At 45.5% G+C, this 18135-nt stretch carries 19 protein-coding genes and 1 riboswitch; of the genes, 18 read left to right on the forward strand and 1 reads right to left on the reverse strand.

Annotation, left to right across the window (positions count from 1 at the left end; all coding sequences use genetic code 11):
* Window positions 1–172 precede the first annotated feature (172 nt).
* The 4 genes from larB to folE2 all read left to right on the forward strand — a co-directional run bounded on the left by larB (window position 173) and on the right by folE2 (window position 4327).
* Window positions 173–925, forward strand: a complete 753-nt coding sequence (gene larB, locus SALPA_RS21440; protein WP_145098741.1) for a nickel pincer cofactor biosynthesis protein LarB — start codon at window positions 173–175, stop codon at window positions 923–925.
* Between the two features lie 10 nt (window positions 926–935).
* On the forward strand, window positions 936–2144 hold the full coding sequence (gene larC, locus SALPA_RS21445) for a nickel pincer cofactor biosynthesis protein LarC (RefSeq protein WP_145098743.1): 1209 nt from the start codon (window positions 936–938) through the stop codon (window positions 2142–2144).
* A 182-nt stretch (window positions 2145–2326) separates the two neighbouring features.
* Window positions 2327–3406 (forward strand): HD-GYP domain-containing protein, encoded by a 1080-nt coding sequence (locus tag SALPA_RS21450; protein WP_145098746.1) that lies wholly within the window; start codon window positions 2327–2329, stop codon window positions 3404–3406.
* Window positions 3407–3538: 132 nt separating this feature from the next.
* Window positions 3539–4327: a GTP cyclohydrolase FolE2 gene (folE2, locus tag SALPA_RS21455; RefSeq protein WP_145102167.1), complete on the forward strand. Its 789-nt coding sequence runs from the start codon at window positions 3539–3541 to the stop codon at window positions 4325–4327.
* Between the two features lie 161 nt (window positions 4328–4488).
* On the opposite strand, the gene SALPA_RS21460 is transcribed toward folE2, so the two are convergent.
* Complete coding sequence (locus SALPA_RS21460) at window positions 4489–4863, reverse strand: hypothetical protein (RefSeq protein ID WP_145098749.1); 375 nt, start codon at window positions 4861–4863, stop codon at window positions 4489–4491.
* A gap of 133 nt (window positions 4864–4996) precedes the next feature.
* Here SALPA_RS21460 and SALPA_RS21465 point away from each other — a divergent pair, with 133 nt between their 5' ends.
* From SALPA_RS21465 to cbiB, 14 genes are all read left to right on the forward strand, one after another.
* The gene (locus SALPA_RS21465; RefSeq protein WP_145098752.1) at window positions 4997–5857 is read left to right on the forward strand and encodes a ChbG/HpnK family deacetylase; all 861 of its coding nucleotides are present in this window, start codon (window positions 4997–4999) and stop codon (window positions 5855–5857) included.
* Window positions 5858–5862: 5 nt separating this feature from the next.
* Window positions 5863–6789: an NAD-dependent epimerase/dehydratase family protein gene (locus SALPA_RS21470; protein ID WP_145098754.1), complete on the forward strand. Its 927-nt coding sequence runs from the start codon at window positions 5863–5865 to the stop codon at window positions 6787–6789.
* A gap of 113 nt (window positions 6790–6902) precedes the next feature.
* A riboswitch (cobalamin riboswitch) is annotated at window positions 6903–7075 on the forward strand.
* 104 nt (window positions 7076–7179) lie between these two features.
* The gene (gene cbiD, locus SALPA_RS21475; protein ID WP_145102169.1) at window positions 7180–8286 is read left to right on the forward strand and encodes a cobalt-precorrin-5B (C(1))-methyltransferase CbiD; all 1107 of its coding nucleotides are present in this window, start codon (window positions 7180–7182) and stop codon (window positions 8284–8286) included.
* Complete coding sequence (gene cbiE / locus SALPA_RS21480; protein WP_145098757.1) at window positions 8265–8897, forward strand: precorrin-6y C5,15-methyltransferase (decarboxylating) subunit CbiE; 633 nt, start codon at window positions 8265–8267, stop codon at window positions 8895–8897. Before cbiD ends, cbiE begins: the two co-directional genes overlap by 22 nt.
* Complete coding sequence (gene cbiT, locus SALPA_RS21485; protein WP_145098760.1) at window positions 8894–9469, forward strand: precorrin-6Y C5,15-methyltransferase (decarboxylating) subunit CbiT; 576 nt, start codon at window positions 8894–8896, stop codon at window positions 9467–9469. The genes cbiE and cbiT overlap by 4 nt, the downstream gene beginning before the upstream one ends.
* 44 nt (window positions 9470–9513) lie before the next feature.
* The gene (gene cobM, locus SALPA_RS21490) at window positions 9514–10269 is read left to right on the forward strand and encodes a precorrin-4 C(11)-methyltransferase (protein WP_145098763.1); all 756 of its coding nucleotides are present in this window, start codon (window positions 9514–9516) and stop codon (window positions 10267–10269) included.
* A gap of 3 nt (window positions 10270–10272) precedes the next feature.
* Window positions 10273–11346 (forward strand): cobalt-precorrin 5A hydrolase, encoded by a 1074-nt coding sequence (locus SALPA_RS21495; RefSeq protein WP_145098765.1) that lies wholly within the window; start codon window positions 10273–10275, stop codon window positions 11344–11346.
* Window positions 11347–11366: 20 nt separating this feature from the next.
* On the forward strand, window positions 11367–12056 hold the full coding sequence (cobJ, locus tag SALPA_RS21500) for a precorrin-3B C(17)-methyltransferase (RefSeq protein ID WP_255451440.1): 690 nt from the start codon (window positions 11367–11369) through the stop codon (window positions 12054–12056).
* On the forward strand, window positions 12053–12814 hold the full coding sequence (cobK, locus tag SALPA_RS21505) for a precorrin-6A reductase (RefSeq protein WP_145098771.1): 762 nt from the start codon (window positions 12053–12055) through the stop codon (window positions 12812–12814). Before cobJ ends, cobK begins: the two co-directional genes overlap by 4 nt.
* Window positions 12815–12851: 37 nt before the next feature.
* Window positions 12852–13478, forward strand: coding sequence for a precorrin-8X methylmutase (locus tag SALPA_RS21510; protein ID WP_145098774.1), 627 nt, complete (start codon window positions 12852–12854; stop codon window positions 13476–13478).
* A 179-nt stretch (window positions 13479–13657) separates the two neighbouring features.
* Window positions 13658–15052, forward strand: a complete 1395-nt coding sequence (locus SALPA_RS21515) for a cobyrinate a,c-diamide synthase (RefSeq protein ID WP_145098777.1) — start codon at window positions 13658–13660, stop codon at window positions 15050–15052.
* 5 nt (window positions 15053–15057) lie between these two features.
* Window positions 15058–15639: a bifunctional adenosylcobinamide kinase/adenosylcobinamide-phosphate guanylyltransferase gene (gene cobU, locus SALPA_RS21520; protein WP_145098780.1), complete on the forward strand. Its 582-nt coding sequence runs from the start codon at window positions 15058–15060 to the stop codon at window positions 15637–15639.
* The gene (locus SALPA_RS21525; RefSeq protein ID WP_145098783.1) at window positions 15632–17164 is read left to right on the forward strand and encodes a cobyric acid synthase; all 1533 of its coding nucleotides are present in this window, start codon (window positions 15632–15634) and stop codon (window positions 17162–17164) included. Before cobU ends, SALPA_RS21525 begins: the two co-directional genes overlap by 8 nt.
* Window positions 17165–17166: 2 nt before the next feature.
* Window positions 17167–18123, forward strand: a complete 957-nt coding sequence (gene cbiB / locus SALPA_RS21530) for an adenosylcobinamide-phosphate synthase CbiB (RefSeq protein WP_145098786.1) — start codon at window positions 17167–17169, stop codon at window positions 18121–18123.
* Window positions 18124–18135 lie beyond the last annotated feature (12 nt).

Consider the following 18135-nt stretch of genomic DNA (forward strand, 5'->3'; position numbering starts at 1 on the left):
ATTTTTACTATTGCTATGGAATACTTATAAAGACATAATGCCCGTAGAGGACATTATGTCTTTATGCTATTATATAACAGCGAGTACTTTAAAAAGGAAGAACGAGGGGGCTTTATTGCCATTAGGGCTCAGAGATGCTATTATGCAAAAAGGAAGGTTTTGAGGTGTAAAAATGGATATAGATTATGTGAGTCACCTGTTTAAGGAGTTTAAAGCAGGCGATCTGACACTTGACGAAGCTCTGGACAAGCTAAAAATACTGCCTTATGAAGATTTGGAATTTGCTAAGCTGGATCATCATCGACTGTTGCGCCAAGGGTTTGCGGAGGTTGTTTTTTGTCAGGGGAAAACAGTGGAGCAGGTACAAGTTATTATGGAAAGGCTGGCTGGGTATAATCACAGTATTTTGGCGACAAGGGCTACTAAACAGATGTATGATGCGGTAAAGCAAGTCGTGACTGATGCTCAGTATCATGAATTGGCACGGCTTATTACTGTTGAACGGCAGAAACCGCCAGTAGATAAGGAACGGTTTATTTTGGTTCTGAGTGCCGGAACCAGCGATATTCCGGTAGCTGAGGAAGCTGCCATTACTGCTGAAATGATGGGCAATGAAGTGAAAAGGGTGTATGATGTTGGAGTGGCGGGTATTCACCGGTTGCTTGATCAGCACCAGTTGATTGAACAAGCCAATGTACTTGTGGTGGTAGCCGGCATGGAAGGTGCGCTGGCAAGTGTTATCGGTGGTTTGGCGGCCAAACCGGTTATTGCTGTGCCGACAAGTATTGGTTATGGTGCAAGTTTCGGCGGCCTGGCGGCTTTGTTAAGTATGCTTAATAGCTGTGCAGCCGGAGTGGCTGTTGTTAATATTGATAATGGTTTTGGTGCAGGCCGGATGGCCAGCATGATTAACCACATGAGGTGAGTACCATACTATGGATATAAAATGTAATGCCATTTATCTTGACTGTTTTGCCGGTATTAGTGGTAATATGCTGCTTGGAGCGTTGCTTGATGCCGGTGCACCAGTAGAATTATTGCGGGCTGAACTGGCCAAACTGGCAGTAACAGGGTATCAGTTGAACTTGTCAAGGGTTGATAAAGGTGGTATTAACGCCTTTTATCTGGATGTTCAGGTTGATGAAGCGGTACAAGAACATCGTAATTTAGCTGATATAATTGCTATTATTGAACAGTCCACTCTCAAACCTGCTGTAAAGGAAAGCAGTAAAGCTATATTTACTCGTTTGGCTCAGGCTGAAGCCAAAGTCCATGGGATGCCGCTTGATGAAATTCATTTTCATGAGGTTGGCGCAGTAGATTCCATTGTTGATATTGTTGGCATTGCGTGGGCTCTTGATTATCTCCACATTGAACATATATATGCCTCGCGGCTTCGTGTTGGCAGTGGTTTCGTTACGTGCTGTCACGGGCTTATTCCAGTTCCTGCACCGGCTACTGCCGAACTGTTGCATGGCATTCCTTATTATCCGGGTGATATTGAGAAGGAACTGGTAACGCCGACTGGAGCTGCTGTCTTAGCGACACTTGGTACTGGTTTTGGCAGCATGCCGGCTGGTTTTATTAGCAGCAAGATTGGGTATGGTGCCGGTACCTGGAATATTGCTATTCCTAATGTTTTGCGCCTCTACTTAGGAGAGGTAACAGCCACGGGCGAAAATAGGCAGGATGAAAATCCAAAAGATGAACAATTTTTAGTAATTGAGACCAATATTGACGATCAAACTCCCGAAATCTATGGGTATATAATGGATAGATTATTTGCCGTTGGCGCCTTGGATGTCTGGCTAACCCCCATTATTATGAAAAAGAATCGGCCTGCAACCAAATTATCGGTACTGGTTGCTCCCAATTGTCAAAATAAGGTCGCAGAAATAATCCTGCAGGAAACAACATCTATTGGTATGCGCTTTTATCCGGTAGCAAGAACGATGGCTGACCGTGAATTTATTGTTATCGGATTACCCTGGGGGGATGTCCAGGTAAAAGTCAGTTCTTATCAGGGCAAAATATGCAATGTTGCGCCTGAATACGAGGACTGTCGAAAAATTGCGGAGAAGACGGGAATACCGCTTAAGGTAATCCAGCAGCTGGCATTAAAAGAAGCCATGTCAGTTTGTTAAAGGTATTTAAGTATGAAAAGATGAATTAAGCCAGGTTTATAGGCTGTAGTTTAAGACTTTTAAGCAGATATAAAGGAATTTGCCAATTTGTTAGCAGGAAAAACTGAAAATATGTAAAACTATAATTGTTAATATTGTAACTTTCATAATTACATAAATGGTTCGCAGGGGAGGGAAGAAGCGTGGCGGTAAGGTATTGTGTCAAACCATATTCGCTGAGTGAGGCAAAACCTGGCATGGAAATTGGACGGATGGTACTAACCCCAGAGGACAAGGTTATTTTAAGTGAAGGTACAATTCTCACCGACAGTATGCTGCAAGGCTTGGAATTTTGGAATATTACCACAGTATTTATTAAGGAAGCATTGCCTTTGGAGCCAGGTATTGATTTTTTTATTCCTGAAACTGTTGTCCAGAAAAAGTTCTATGCAGATTATGAAAATACTGTCAGTGTTGTGAAGGAAGCCTTTGCAAAAACACGCTTTTTTCAAGAGGTTCCGCTGAATGCCATGAAGGAGTTGGCCAGTAATGCGATTGAACCGTTGATTAATTCGTCTGGTGTAATTAATCACATAAATTTGGTACGCCGACAGGACGATTACACCTTTCACCACTCTGTTAATGTAGCCATTATTTGCGGAGTATTGGGTAAGTGGCTTGGTTATACAGGTACAGAATGGAAGGATTTGATACTAGCCGGCTTGCTTCATGATATCGGTAAAACCCAAATCCCACTTGAAATATTAAATAAACCAGGCAAGCTTACGGCTGACGAGATGGAGATTATGCAGCTTCATACAACCCGGGGATATAAACTTCTGTCCACGAAGCAGGGAATTCCAAACGGCGTAATTCATGGAATTCTCCAGCATCATGAACGGTTTGATGGCAGTGGCTATCCTCTTGCCGTTAATGGCGATCAAATTCATCGATATGCGCGAATTATTGCGGTTGCCGACATATATGATGCTATGACATCGGATCGCGTTTATCATCGTAAAATCTCGCCATTTTCTGTAGTCGAAATGATTGTTGAGGAAATGTTTCAAAAGCTTGATCCTGAGATTGGTGCAATTTTTTTAAATAATGTTCGTGATTATTTTATCGGCAATATTGTTGAACTAAATGATGGCCGCCAAGCGGAAGTAATTTATTTGGGACAATTTATGGCATCACGGCCAATAGTAGTTACTGAGGATAAGGAATATATTGATTTAGAATGTAATAAAATGTTGCGAATTGTGAAAGTCGCCAGAGCCTAACTAAAATTAATGCGATAAGGGGATTATATTTCCTAGCTATGCTGAGGCAGGCCGGATTGATCCTATTTTGTATCATACTAGGAGTGAACAATTATGAGGCAAACTACCCAGGGACGTAGTACGAATAGCACTATTAAAGATGTCCAAAATAGTTGTGACGAACGTGGTATTGCAATTCAAAAAGTTGGAGTCAGTGATGTGCATCTGCCGTTTTTAATAAAAACTAAAAGCGGTTCATTTCAAAGTGTTTTAGCCAAAATTAAGCTTACCGTTGATTTGCCGCAAGAGTTCAAAGGGACACACATGAGCCGGTTTATTGAAATCCTTAGCGATTGGAGTCAAAAACCTGTGTCCTACCGGGAAATTGAGTATATGTTGACAGACACAATTGACCGTTTGCAGGCCAAAAGAGCGCATATTGATATTAATTTTAAATATTTTATCGAAAAAATGGCACCAGTGAGTGGTTTTAAAAGCATGCTTGATTATGATTGTGTATTTTCAGGTAACTTAGTGCGTGGCGAGCATTTGGACTTGATGTTTGGTATTACGGTACCATTTACCTCACTATGTCCCTGTAGCAAGGAAATATCGCAATATGGAGCGCATAACCAGCGGGGGATTATGAAGGCGAAGATTAAACAACAGCCGGGAAAGTTTATCTGGATTGAAGATTTGGCAGAAATGATGGAAGAACAAGGAAGCTGTCAGGTATATCCGTTGTTAAAGCGCGGGGATGAAAAATATGTTACTGAAAAGGCCTATGAAAATCCTAAATTTGTTGAAGATGTACTCAGGGACTTAGTCTTAACGTTGCGTAAGATTGATGGCATTGAGTGGTTTGAAATTGAATGTGAAAACTATGAATCTATTCATAACCATAGCGCCTATGCCGCGCATATTGAGTGTGTAGAAAGCTAGTGAACTCGTTTCAGCATAGCTGAAACATTGGGATTCAGGTGGAGAGTCTACTCCACCTGAATTAACGCCGCCTGTAGAGGCGGGAGTCTTGACTCGCGTACTAAGATAAAGCGGCGCCGGACTAAAGTAGGCTAGTCCGGCGCCGCATTTGGGTTTTGTGACTATTCAGCGGAATAGTCACCATTTGCGTCATATTTGGCAGTTAAGGTTTGGTTGGCCATAGCGCTTTTCGAATTGTTCGCTGAGGTAGTGCTGCTGCTTGTTTGCGATTGTTTAGCCAGTTGGCTTAATTTATTCATATCTGCAGAGGTAGCCGAAGCTGTGCTAGAAGTAGCGGAAGTTCCGGAAGTAGCGGAAGTTCCGGACATGCCGGAAGTAGCGGAAGTAGCGGAAGTTCCGGACATGCCGGATGTTCCGGAAGTTCCGGACATTCCTGAGGCTTTGCTGGAGTAATCGTTATTTGCATCCATCTTGGCAGTCAAGGTACCATATTCGCTTTTGCTTGCTGCTTGTTTGCTTTGTTTGGATTGTTCCATAAAGTGATTACCTCCCTGAATTTTTATTTGGCCATGTGACCAATATTAGTATCAGAAAACACATATCAAGTCATACCAGGGATTTTTTGCCCAATAGCAATTCCAATAGTAAAATCCCAGATGAGGTTAAAATATGAAACAGTTAATTGTGAATGCAGATGATTTTGGTTTACATGAAAATATTAATCTTGGCATTATCGAAGGGCATACCCAAGGCTGTATTACAAGTACTTCGATTATGGCCGGTGGACCTGCATTTAACCATGCAGTAGCTTTAGCTGCTGACCATCCGCAATTGGGGATTGGTGCTCATCTTACACTTGTAGGTGGAATGTCAGTAACTGATCCGGGGTCTATTCCTTCCTTAGTTGACAGTGAAGGGATGTTGTGTGCCAGTTATCCGGCATTTTTGAAAAAATTTTGTTTGGCAGGTATTCGCCTTGACGATGTGCGCCGTGAACTGACGGCACAGGTTAAAAGAATAGTGTCAGCTGGCATTACGATTACTCATCTTGACAGCCATCAGCACATGCATGTGGTGCCAGGGATTCTTGATATTGTGCTAAGTATTGCCAAAGAATTTACTATCAAGGCTATCCGGATACCGGCTGAATCACTGGTGTTTTTAGGCGGTTTTAAACCGGGAGCAGGCAGGATAATTGGCCGCTCTGGTCTTAGTATTTTGGCTAGTCTGGCTCGTTTCAAGGCCCGGCAGGCTGGTTTAGCGGCACCAGATCATTTCTATGGAATGCTAGCGGGCGGGAGTATGGAGGAAAAGCTGCTACTTACTATTATTGATAACCTGTCTGAGGGCATAACAGAAGTTATGGTTCATCCTGGCTTAGATGAAGTTGCTCTCAATAGCGTATTTAATTGGCAATACCATTGGCAACAGGAACTGAATGCAATTACTAGCTGCCGGGTTGCTCAGCGTTTGGAACAAGAGAATATTAAACTCGTGTCATTTGCCAGGATGAATAACAGTAAAGGGTGATTGCTATGAGGGTATTAGTAACTGGCGGCGCCGGTTTTATCGGCTCGCATTCGGTTGATAAAATGATTGAACGAGGCTGGGAAGTTGTCATAATTGATAATTTAAGCACTGGATTACGAGCCAATGTTAATGCCAGAGCCAGGCTTGTAGAAATGGATGTATTAGATAATACGTTGGTAGAGCTATTTTCTCAGGAAAAATTTGATTGTGTTTTGCATCTTGCTGCGCAGACGTCGGTACCCTATTCGATTGATCATCCTGATATTGACTGTCAGGTCAATTTGCTCGGTTTGGTGAACGTAATGGAAGCTTGTCGTAAAACAGGCGTCAAGCGAGTGGCTGTTGCCTCCAGCGCGGCCGTATATGGAGATGCTGCCAGTCTTCCTATTGTTGAAGAGACGGAGCTTAAACCAGGGTCCTTTTATGGCCTTACCAAGTGTACCAAGGAGAAGTATCTGGCGTTATACAGCCAGATATACCATATTGATTATGTTGCTCTCAGGTATGCCAATGTGTATGGAGAACGCCAGGGAGATGGCGGCGAAGGCGGGGTAGTGAGTATCTTTACCCGCAAAATAGCAGCAGATCAGACTATCGGTATCTTTGGTGATGGTGGTCAAACCAGGGACTTCATTTATGTTGGTGATGTGGCTGAGGCAAATTGCCAAGTGCTTACTGCGCCGCTGTCAGCGATAAACCGAGTATATAATGTCAGTACACAGACACAGACGAATGTCAATGACCTTGCTGCACTATTATTCCAAGCGGCTGCTAAGCCCGCGAAAATGAAGTACTTGCCGGCAAGAAATGGCGATATCTATCATTCCATGCTATCTAACAAGGCTGCTGTGACCAGTCTTGGCTGGAAGCCTGTTATGCCGCTTGCTGATGGCCTGATACGGACATATCATTGGTTAAAGAAAAAGTGCTAAGTTGAAAAATCACCCGAGAAGACAATTAAAAATTAAATTATTTAATTTTGATAATTATTGTCTTACTAGCAGGAAAAAGGCCAATTATATGGAATAATACCACTAACATAACTTGATAGTGTAAGGGAATGGGTGCTTTGTGCTTAATAGGGAAGTTCGGTGTAATACCGACACGGTCCCGCCACTGTAATGGGGATGCCTCCTAAATATGCCACTGGGAAACCGGGAAGGCTTAGGGCGGCGATGAACCAGAGTCAGGAGACCTGCCTGTTCTAACACACGCCGCTAGGACCTACGGAAGATAGGCAGGTGTGGGTACAATAATCAGGCAAAATGCATGTATTGTTTGGTGTTATACCCCCTGCTAAGGGGGTTTTTCTATTGTCTGATATACCAACACCAATGCGCAAAGGAATAACTACCGGGACTTGTGCAGCCGCAGCAGCCAAGGCGGCAGTAATGGCCTGGCAAGGTCAGCAGGTTGCAGTCGTTGAGGTAATTTCACCGCAGGGCATAACGCTGACAGCGCCGGTAGCTGCCAGTCATGGGCTTGCTAATGGCGGTATCGGCTGGGTATTTAAGGATGCCGGCGATGATCCGGATATTACGAATGGGGTTAAAATTGTAGCAGAAGTAAGTATAACCGATCAGCCAGGAATTGTTATCAAGGCCGGTGAGGGCGTCGGGACGGTGACAAAACCGGGTCTGGCTATGCCGGTAGGAGAGCCGGCTGTAAACCCTGGACCGCGTACCATGATTACTAAGGCGGTTAACGATTGTTTGCCGCCAGGTAGGGGAGCGGTAGTTACTATTTCAATTCCCAATGGGGAGGCACTAGCCGCTAGAACGCTTAATCCAATATTAGGAATTGTGGGCGGGTTATCCATTATTGGTACTACCGGGATTGTTGAACCCATGTCTGAAGAAGCCTTTAAAAATTCGCTAGTACCCCAAATTAGTGTGGTGCGGGCCCTGGGATATGATGAGATCGTATTTGCCCCCGGAAAGATTGGACAGGATATTGCCGTTAATCGCTATGGTTTACCAGCTGAAACAGTTGTGCAAACAAGCAATTTTATCGGACATATGTTGGAAAATGCCGTGAAGTATGAAATGCGACGGGTGCTTTTATTTGGCCATCTGGGAAAAATCAGTAAGGTATCAGCAGGAATATTCCATACGCATAATCGAATGGCTGATGCCAGGATGGAAACAATAGCTGCCTATATGGCCGTTAGTGGCGCGCCGCAGGCAGCCGTTGAAGAGGTATTGTCTTCGACTACAACTGAAGCAGCTATGCCGATTATTGCCCGCTATAATATGAACAGGGTATATAATTTATTGGCTGAACGGGCCAGCTGCAGAGCCATGCGGTATGTGTTTGGTGATTTAACAGTGGGAACAGTTATTGTAACTTTAAAGGGAGAGATATTGGGGCTTGATCAGACGGCCCGGGAAATTGGAGGCCATTTAGGATGGAATGTACCTATCGAATAATTGTTGTGGGCATTGGTCCCGGTTCGCCTGATTATTTGTTGCCAATAGCCAGTCGGACAATTGCCGCGGCTGCTATTTTGGTCGGTAGTCAACGGGCGCTGGATACATTTGCGACGATTAATCAGGTTACCAGGGTGATTGATAAAAATATTACCGGTGTGCTTGATTTTATTGAACAGCAGCTTGCCAGTCAGGATGTAGTTGTCATGGTATCAGGTGATCCAGGGTTTTACAGTATGTTGACTGCGCTGAGAAAGCGTTTTGCCGCTAAGCGCCTTACTGTTATTCCGGGAATTAGTTCAGTGCAGCTTGCTTTTGCGCGAGTGGCCGAGGTTTGGCAGGATGCGGCTTTAATCAGTATGCATGGCCGTAGGGCTGCTGACGATGTATTATGCTACCGTCCTGGATATAAGGTGGGGATATTGACAGATACTCAGCATAATCCTGCAGCTATTGCTGATATTTTGTTAGCTCACGGCTGGCCGGCGACTGCTTGTGTGTGGCTATGCACCAACCTGTCCTATGATAACGAGGAAGTAGTTGCCGTGACGTTGGCTGAGACACGGTCAATTCCTGGATTTGAACATAGTGTAATGGTGGTGAAGGCATGACACAGGGACTAGGGATTCCAGACAGCCAGTTTATTCGGGGCAATATTCCGATGACTAAGCAGGAGATTAGGATATTAACCTTAGCAAAGGCTAATATTGGCGCTAATGATACTGTCATTGATATTGGTGCAGGTACCGGCTCGCTGTCAATAGAAGCTGCTTTGTTAGCCAAACATGGCAAGGTATTTGCCATTGAGCGTGAAGGAGAAGGTTTTGACTTAATCAAGGCTAATGCCGCTAAATTTAAAGCGGAAAATGTTGAGCCTATACTGGGAGCAGCCCCGGAGGCATTAGCTGGATTGCCGGCTGCTGATGTTATTTTAATTGGTGGCAGTGGTGGAAAGCTGCCAGATATACTGGCTTGTGCCGACAAATTGCTTAAACCGGGCGGACGGCTGGTTGTAACAGCAGTTACAGTGGAAACGCTCTCTACTGCACTTCATATTATGCGAGAGAAAAAGGAATACAACGTCGATGCCTGCTCGGTGCAGGTAACCCGAATTCAATCAGTAGGTACCAGTAATATGTTCAAGGCACTTAATCCGATATACATAATCGTGGGCAGTAAATAGGTTCGGCTGGGTTGTAACAGCCTAAGAAGAAGGGAGAAATAAACATGAACGTTTTTTTCGTTGGAGCAGGTCCGGGCGACCCTGAATTAATCACTGTAAAAGGCCAGCGGCTTTTGGGACAGGCTGATATCATTATTTATGCTGGTTCATTAGTCAATCCAGCGCTGCTGTCGCTGGCTAAAAATGGTGCTGCCATCTATAACAGCGCCTCTATGACCTTGGATGAGGTTATTGCTGTTATGGAACAGGGGGTTAAAGAAAACAAGCTGGTAGTCAGACTGCATACAGGAGATCCCAGCATTTATGGTGCTATCCAGGAACAAATGGATAAGCTGGCAGTCAAAGATATTACTTTTGAGGTTATCCCGGGAGTTAGCTCTTTTTTGGCTACTGCAGCTGCTTTAAAACAGGAATATACCTTACCGGATGTGTCTCAGACGGTGATTATTACCCGGTTGGAAGGGCGTACGCCTGTGCCTGAAAAAGAAAAGCTGGTTAAATTGGCCAGTCATGAGGCAACCATGTGCATCTTTTTGAGTGTGCATATGCTGGACAATGTGGTAAAAGAACTAATCGACGGTGGATATACAAAGGAAACGCCGGTAGCTATTGTGCAAAAGGCGTCCTGGCCTGATCAGAAAATTTTTCGTGCTACCTTGGCGACAGTTGCTCAGCTTGCCAAAGAAAATAGTATTGACCGTACAGCCATGATTGTTGTCGGCAAGGTTTTGAGCACAGATTATGCTTTATCCAGACTCTACGCTCCCGAATTTGGACATATGTTCAGGGAGGCCAAGTAGGCTGTGAAAGTAGCAGTCATTTCAGTAACTAATAAAGGTGCTGAATTAGCCGGCAAGATAGCGCCGCTTATAGGGTCTGAAGTTGATATATATGCAAAGGTTGGGCGAAATCCGTGCAATGAACCTCATACCTACGGTTGTTTACGTGATTTGGTTGGTGAACTATTTTCAAATTATGATGGTTTACTTTTCATTATGGCAACAGGTATTGTTGTGAGAGTGATTGCACCCTATGTTAGAGATAAACGGGTTGACCCGGCAGTAGTGGTTATGGATGATGGCGGTAATTTTGCGATTAGCCTGCTGTCAGGCCATATTGGCGGTGCCAATGAACTGGCGTTGCGGGTGGGGAGTGCTGCCGGAGCCACGCCTGTAATTACGACAGCTACAGATGTTGCGAAATTACCGGCTGCCGATGTACTTGCCGTCAAACTTAACCTGGCGATAGAACCATTTAATTCTCTAAAGACAATTAACGCGGCCATTGTTAATGGTGACAAAGTAACGTTCTTCCTGGATAGTGAGCTGGCCGGACAGGAGCACTATACTTGTTTGGCGGCAAAACAGGGGGTCGTGCTGGCTGATAGTAGTGAATTAGCTCTTAGCGAGAAATATGACGCAGCTGTAGTAATTACCGACAGGAAACTTAGTATTTCCAAACCGCACCTGTATTTGCGTCCCGGTAGTTTAGCCATAGGCCTTGGCTGCCGGCGCGGCACGACCAGTGCTGAAATTTTAGCAGCCATCAGTCAGGCTTGTTTGACTGTTGAGCGCAGCACTAAAAGTGTGGCTATAATTGGGAGTACAGTGGTTAAGGAAGACGAAACCGGTTTACTAGCAGCTGCACAGCAACTGGCGGTGCCGATTAAGTTTTTTACCAACGAACAATTGCAAGCGTGTATCGAACAATATGACTTGTCGTTATCAAATTTTGTTAAAGAAAAGATAGGAGTGGGAAATGTATGCGAACCAGCAGCAATTCTAGCGGGGAAAAGCAACAACCTGATTTTGCCGAAAACAAAGTATCCAAAAGTGACTGTGGCTATCACGCAGGTAAACTATCGGTGGTGGGAATAGGGCCTGGCAGTCAGATTGATATGACACCGCGCGCCAGGCAAGCTATTGAATGTGCTGAAGTTATTGTCGGGTATGATACTTATTTGAAGTTGATAGAAGATTTATTGCCCGGAAAAACCATTATCGGCACAGGTATGATGCAGGAAATTGATCGTTGCCAGGCAGCGGTAGAACAGGCGATGGAAGGAAAGCAGGTTGCTGTTATTTCTAGTGGTGATCCAGGTATCTACGGTATGGCTGGCCTGGTTCTTGAACTTGTTGCCAAATATCCGGAGACTGTTCAGCCTGAGGTTAGTGTTGTTCCTGGTATTAGCGCTGTTGGGGCGGCGGCTTCCATTTTGGGTGCGCCGTTAATGCATGATTTTGCCATTATTAGTTTGAGCGATCTATTGACTCCCTGGGAGGTTATTCAAAAGAGAGTTGAGATGGCCGTTGCCGGTGATTTTGTTATTGCGATTTATAATCCGAAAAGTATCCGGCGGACAAGTCAAATTGAAACAGTGCGCGAAATTGCACTGAAGCACCGGGGTCCGGAAACTCCTGTCGGTATTGTTCATCACGCCAGCCGTACAAAAGAGGACATGAAGATCTCAACCTTGGAACAGTTTACGAATGAACATATTGATATGTTTTCGCTGGTCATCATTGGCAATAGCCAGACTTATGTAGCTGATGGGAAAATGGTGACACCGCGAGGCTATCGTCTATGATTTTAGTGCTGGCTGGAACGCTGGATGGCCGGGAATTGGCTGTGCATTTAGCAGCAGCCGGACATCAGGTGCTGGCAGCGGTAATTAGCGAGTATGGGCGAAGTTTAGCTGAATTACCGGGTATTCGTGTTCACACCGGGCAATTGACAATAGAAGGTATGCAGAATTTAATTGCCGGCCAAAACATTACGGTTTTCGTTGATGCCAGTCATCCTTATGCTGTCAATGGTTCGATGAATGCTATGCAGGCCTGTGAGCTTGCAGGTATTGAATATATACGGTATGAACGTGCCGAAGTTTGTGTGCCTGAGTATGAACGATTATATGCTGCCAGTGATGCTGCTCATGCTGCCAAGCTGGCTGCCAGTCTGGGCAAGGTGATATTCTTAACTACCGGCAGCCGCACGCTCAAAATGTTTAAAACCGAACCGTTATTGGCGAAGTGCCGCCTGATTGCGCGTGTGCTTCCCCAGCCTGACGTTGTGCAAGAGTGTGTTGACTTAGGTTTTAGTCCAGGTGACATTGTGGCCATCAAAGGGCCGTTTTCTCAGCAGCTTAATGCTGCACTATTTAAGGAATATGATACTGAAGTCATTATAACTAAAAATAGCGGGACAATCGGTGGCGCAGATACTAAAATAGCGGCAGCCATTGAATTAAACCTACCAATTATTGTAATTGGCAGACCGGATATCAACTATAGAAATTTGTGCCAGACACAAGAACAAGTAATGAATATGGTAAAGAATATGGAATGACAACAGGTAACGTTAATTTACTAGGGAGGTAGCACCTATGCCGTACATAAAAGATCCGATGGCTATTGAGACGCGCAGTATGGAAATTATTGCGCCCTATTTGGCTGATTTTCATTTAGATGAACAGACAACCAAGGTATATTCGCGAATCATTCATGCTGCCGGCGACCCGGATTATGCGAATATAATAAAAGTGCATCCGGAGGCCATAGCCGCAGGTATTGCTGCACTTAAGGCCGGCTGTAATATTTTTTGTGATGTTGAAATGGTGCGCACAGGTATTAATAAACGACGGTTGGCCGAATTTGGCGGCCAGGCGTTTTGTTTGGTGGCAGATGAGACAGTGGCTAAGGAAGCTAAGGCAGCCGGTATTACCCGCTCGATGGCGGCGATGCGTAAATTTGGTACGCAGCTTAATGGTGCCATCGTGGCTATTGGCAATGCACCAACCGCGCTGTTTGAAGTACTGACAATGATTAAAGAAGGTAGTATTAAACCGGCACTTATTATTGGTGTGCCTGTTGGTTTTGTTGGTGCCGCTGAATCGAAGGAATTGCTGCATACGACTGCACCTGTGCCTTATATTACTGTGCTGGGCAATAAGGGTGGCAGTCCGATCGCGGCAGCCTCTGTCAATGCAGTCATGTATATGTTAGGCCGCTAAACGATAAGCAATCCATTAAACAAGTTTACAGGCGCAGGCGGGTGGTGTATTGACAACGCTCCACCACTGGCGTTTGACTTTTGCTTCTGCCAACACACCACCCGCCTGCAAAAATTTTTAACACGTTGTATATAGACTGGGTATTAGTAAATCTTTAATCTGCCGTAGGAGGGGTGCGCATGGACCAATTGAATATTCCAAGAGTTGTGATTGCTGGCGTTAATAGTGGTGTTGGTAAAACAACCATCGTAACCGGGATGCTCGCGGCGTTAGCCAAGCGTGGCTTCAAAGTCCAGTCCTATAAGGTGGGCCCTGATTATATTGATCCGGGTTTCCATCGCTTAGCCAGTGGTAAAAGTGCGCATAATCTTGATTCATGGCTGGTGCCGCCAGAATTATTGGCAGATATATTTACCAGTACGGCGGCCCAAAACGATATTGCCATTATTGAGGGTGTTATGGGGCTGTATGATGGCGGGCGCGCTGGTGTTAGCAGCACGGCAACTGTGGCGAAATTGCTAAAAGCGCCGGTAGTGCTGGTAATTGATGCTAAATCAATGGGCGAGAGTGCTGCGGCCATTGCGCTCGGCTTTAAACTGTATGATTCAGAAGTGAATTTCGCTGGGGTCATTATTAACAGACTTGGCTCAGAAAGTCATAAATTGATGGTATGTGAGGCAATGGATAGACTGGGGATTCCGGTTATTGGTACAGTTTTCCGCAACAATGAGCTTAGTATGCCGGAACGCCACCTTGGTTTAACACCAGTTACTGAGCAGGATGCGGTAGCTGTGGTAGATAAAATAGGACAGCAAGTGGCAGAGCAGGTGGCCTTAGATAAGCTGGTGACTGTGGCTAAAACTGCCGGGCCCCTGCCAAAGCATAGTGCACCAGCGAAGGGCAAGCATAATCAGACAATCCGTATTGGCGTAGCCCAGGATGATGTTTTCACTTTTTACTATCCATCAAGTCTGGAAGTTTTAACTGAGTTTGGTGCGGAGATTATTCCTTTCAGCCCGCTTACTGATAAACAATTGCCTACGGTTGACGGTATTATATTAGGCGGTGGTTTTCCAGAAATGTTTGTCAGGGAATTATCAGCCAATATTGGCATGCGGCAGGATATACTGCAGGCTGCTAAGGCCGGTATGCCGATATATGCCGAGTGTGGCGGACTGATGTATCTGGCACGGCAAATTACCGATTTTGATGGCCAGACATATGATATGGCTGGCGTTATTCCGGCAGTATGCCAGATGCAGTCTAAACTGGAAACCGTAGGCTATGTGGAAGCTAAGGCCTTAACCAACAATGTACTGTGTACGACTGGGGAAAGTCTGCGGGGGCATGAATTTCATTTTTCCCGGATGGTACCGGAGGTAAGCAGTGGAGAGTTTCCATGGGCCTTTGCATTTAAAAAAATGCGGACAGGTGCTGTTTATCAGGGCGGCTATGCGGCAGGAAATGTGTTAGCCTCTTATCTGCATATGCATTTTGCGGGCAATAGACAAGCTGCTGAGCAGTTTGTCACACGGTGCGCTCAGTACAGACACCTAGCAGGACAGGAGATGTAGCTACGATGGCAGGTAAAATTGTTTTGGTTACCGGCGGTGCCCGCAGTGGCAAAAGCACATTTGCTGAACAGGTTGCCGCTCGCGGTGGACGGAGGGTAGCCTACATTGCTACTGCTCAAATCTATGATGAGGAAATGAAAGAACGGGTGAGTATTCATCAAAGCCGCCGCCCCGCCAACTGGCTGACTTTTGAAGCTCCTTATAATGCCGATGAGGCCATGGCAAAAGCAGCTTTGAGTGCAGATATTGTATTATTTGATTGTCTGACACTCTATACCAGCAACCTACTCTTAGCACCTAAGGCACCAAGTGACAGGGAAGAACGCCGGCAAGCTGTGCTTGGCAGCATTGAAAAATTACTGGCAAGTGCTAAACAGGGAAATTGTGATGTGATCTTTGTTTCTAACGAAGTTGGCTTAGGAATTGTGCCAGATAATGCGTTGGCTCGCGAATATCGTGATGTGGCGGGGCTTGTCAATCAAATGGTAGCGGCTAATGCGGATGAAGTATATTTGGTAGTAAGTGGTTTGGCTGTTGAACTAAAAAAAATAGCCGTTAGTCTGAAGGAGGGTGAACTTAATGGCTAAAGCAATTATGCTGCAGGGAACAAGCTCCCATGTTGGCAAAAGCATTTTAACTACGGCGTTATGCCGGATTTTTAAACAGGATGGTCAGAAGGTAACCCCATTTAAAGCACAAAATATGGCACTTAACTCTTATGTTACCAAAACCGGCGGCGAAATGGGCCGGGCACAAGTGGCTCAGGCCGAAGCAGCCGGACTGGACCCGACTGTCGAAATGAACCCGGTATTATTAAAACCTACCGGTAATTCCTGCTCACAGGTCATTGTTATGGGGAGGCCTGTGGGTAACATGTCAGCAAAGGAATATCATGCCGGCTATAGTCTGAAGGCTTTAGGGGTAGTGACCGAGTGTATCCAAAAGCTGCACAAAGACTTTGATACCATTGTCATTGAAGGCGCTGGCAGTCCGGCGGAAGTTAACCTTAAAGACAATGATATTGTTAATATGCGGGTTGCTAAACTGGCTGGTGCACCAGTGCTACTCATTGCCGATATTGATCGAGGCGGAGCCTTAGCTTCCATTGTCGGGACACTGGAACTGCTGGACCCGGATGAACGTGCGTTGGTCAAAGGGCTGATTATTAATAAATTCCGGGGCGATATTACATTACTGAAACCAGCATTGGATTTTCTTGAAGATAAGACAGGTAAGCCGGTTATTGGCGTTGTGCCGCATCTTGACAGGCTGGGGATTGATGATGAAGATTCTGTATCACTGGAGGATAAAGAGCAGCCGGAGAAAGTCGGTGAGCTTGATATCGCCGTATTGCGTTTGCCGAAGATATCCAACTTTACTGATTTTGATGCCTTAGCTAATGAAAGTGATGTCCAGGTGAGATATGTGCGCCAGGGGGAAGCTATTGGCAAACCAGATCTGATTATCCTGCCAGGCAGCAAAAATACCACGGAGGATTTATTGTATCTTCGCCACAATGGCTATGAGCAGGAGCTTATCAAGCTGGTCAAAAGTGGTACGCCGCTTGTGGGCATCTGCGGTGGTTATCAGATGTTGGGGCGGGAGGTACAAGACCCTGAACATACAGAGTCAGACCTGGACAAAGTTATGGGCTTAGGTCTTATCGACAGTATTACTATTTTCGAAGCCAATAAAGTAACCCATCAAGTTAAGGCGGCGGCGTGTAACCATAAGTTTTTAGGGATTAATTATAGCGGTCACAACTTGGCCGGTTATGAGATTCATATGGGTCGTACCCAGTTTTTATCCCCGGTAGATGCTGCTTTTACTATTGCCACCCGGTCAGATAAGCCAGTACAGTTGGCTGACGGCGCTATTTCTGCCGATGGTTTGGTTATGGGTACCTATATCCACGGGATTTTTGACAATGACACCTATCGGCGGGCGGTGCTGGATGCGCTGAGAGTGCGTAAGGGGTTAGCGCCGTTAGGAGTAATCAAGGATACGCAGGCGCTTAAAGATGCTGCCTATAACCGGTTGGCTGACGTTGTCCGGCAGAGTATGGATATGGATCTCGTCTACCGGATTATGAACGAAAATAATGGTAGATAGCTATGACAGAGTATGTAATAGTCGGAGCAGTCATCCTTGATTGCTTGGTTGGCGATCCGCGGACATCACTTCATCCGGTAGTTATTATCGGCAATTTTATTGCCTGGTTGGCACGACGGCTTTTGCAGGTCACTCATTCACCGGCTTATAAAAAGCTGGCCGGTGCAGTCTTGGTTATTAGTGTGCTGGCAGTAGTATATGGCGTAGTGTGGCTGGTTATGGCAGCTTTAAGTTCGATTCATTCCTGGGCTGGTTATATTGGCGGTGCAGTGCTGCTATCTTTTACGATATCAACAAGGAGTTTGGCTGAAGCCGGACGGGAGATAGCAGGCTTTCTGAGTAGCGGCAATATGGAGCAGGCCCGCTATAAGGTGGGCTGGATTGTCGGGCGGGATACCGCCGGGCTGAATACTGGCGAAGTGACCCGGGCCACTGTTGAGACAGTGGCGGAGAATATTGTAGATGGCATTATCTCACCGCTTTTTTATGCTGCAATCGGCGGTGTACCGTTGGCTTTTTTGTATCGTGCGGTTAATACCATGGACTCTATGGTTGGCTATAAAAACGAGAAATACCTGGATTTCGGCATGGTTGCTGCCCGGGTTGATGATGTGTTTAACTATATTCCCGCGAGAATTACCGGGTTACTGATTATTTTGGCGGCAGCTTTGCTCCAACAGGATGCGAGTGGCGCTTTTCAGGCCATCAAGCGCGATGCGGCTAAGCATCCCAGCCCCAACAGCGGTTATTCTGAAGCTGGTGTGGCCGGGGCATTAGGGATTAGACTGGGTGGGCTTAATTATTATGGCGGAGTGGCCTCATTGCGCTCTTACATGGGTGAGGCAAAGTGTGAGCTTGAGCCAATACATATTGAGAACACGATTCAAATTATGTATGTGGTGACAACTTTGTTTATTGCAGGGACATTAGCTTGTAAATGGCTGTTTGCTTACCTATAGGCAGCCATTCGA

It is taken from the genome of Sporomusa sp. KB1, from assembly GCF_007830295.1.
In the GTDB taxonomy this organism is placed as follows: Bacteria; Bacillota; Negativicutes; order Sporomusales; family Sporomusaceae; genus Sporomusa.

What these genes read in the sequence shown, in the direction of transcription:
- cbiT (WP_145098760.1), top strand. Translation starts at nt 8,894, where the DNA reads ATGACACAGGGACTAGGGATTCCAGACAGCCAGTTTATTCGGGGCAAT.
- SALPA_RS21470 (WP_145098754.1), top strand. Translation starts at nt 5,863, where the DNA reads ATGAGGGTATTAGTAACTGGCGGCGCCGGTTTTATCGGCTCGCATTCG.
- larB (WP_145098741.1), top strand. Translation starts at nt 173, where the DNA reads ATGGATATAGATTATGTGAGTCACCTGTTTAAGGAGTTTAAAGCAGGC.
- cobM (WP_145098763.1), top strand. Translation starts at nt 9,514, where the DNA reads ATGAACGTTTTTTTCGTTGGAGCAGGTCCGGGCGACCCTGAATTAATC.
- SALPA_RS21460 (WP_145098749.1), bottom strand. Translation starts at nt 4,863, where the DNA reads ATGGAACAATCCAAACAAAGCAAACAAGCAGCAAGCAAAAGCGAATAT.
- SALPA_RS21510 (WP_145098774.1), top strand. Translation starts at nt 12,852, where the DNA reads ATGCCGTACATAAAAGATCCGATGGCTATTGAGACGCGCAGTATGGAA.
- cobK (WP_145098771.1), top strand. Translation starts at nt 12,053, where the DNA reads ATGATTTTAGTGCTGGCTGGAACGCTGGATGGCCGGGAATTGGCTGTG.
- larC (WP_145098743.1), top strand. Translation starts at nt 936, where the DNA reads ATGGATATAAAATGTAATGCCATTTATCTTGACTGTTTTGCCGGTATT.
- cbiB (WP_145098786.1), top strand. Translation starts at nt 17,167, where the DNA reads ATGACAGAGTATGTAATAGTCGGAGCAGTCATCCTTGATTGCTTGGTT.
- SALPA_RS21525 (WP_145098783.1), top strand. Translation starts at nt 15,632, where the DNA reads ATGGCTAAAGCAATTATGCTGCAGGGAACAAGCTCCCATGTTGGCAAA.
- cbiE (WP_145098757.1), top strand. Translation starts at nt 8,265, where the DNA reads ATGGAATGTACCTATCGAATAATTGTTGTGGGCATTGGTCCCGGTTCG.
- SALPA_RS21515 (WP_145098777.1), top strand. Translation starts at nt 13,658, where the DNA reads ATGGACCAATTGAATATTCCAAGAGTTGTGATTGCTGGCGTTAATAGT.
- cobU (WP_145098780.1), top strand. Translation starts at nt 15,058, where the DNA reads ATGGCAGGTAAAATTGTTTTGGTTACCGGCGGTGCCCGCAGTGGCAAA.
- SALPA_RS21465 (WP_145098752.1), top strand. Translation starts at nt 4,997, where the DNA reads ATGAAACAGTTAATTGTGAATGCAGATGATTTTGGTTTACATGAAAAT.
- cobJ (WP_255451440.1), top strand. Translation starts at nt 11,367, where the DNA reads ATGACACCGCGCGCCAGGCAAGCTATTGAATGTGCTGAAGTTATTGTC.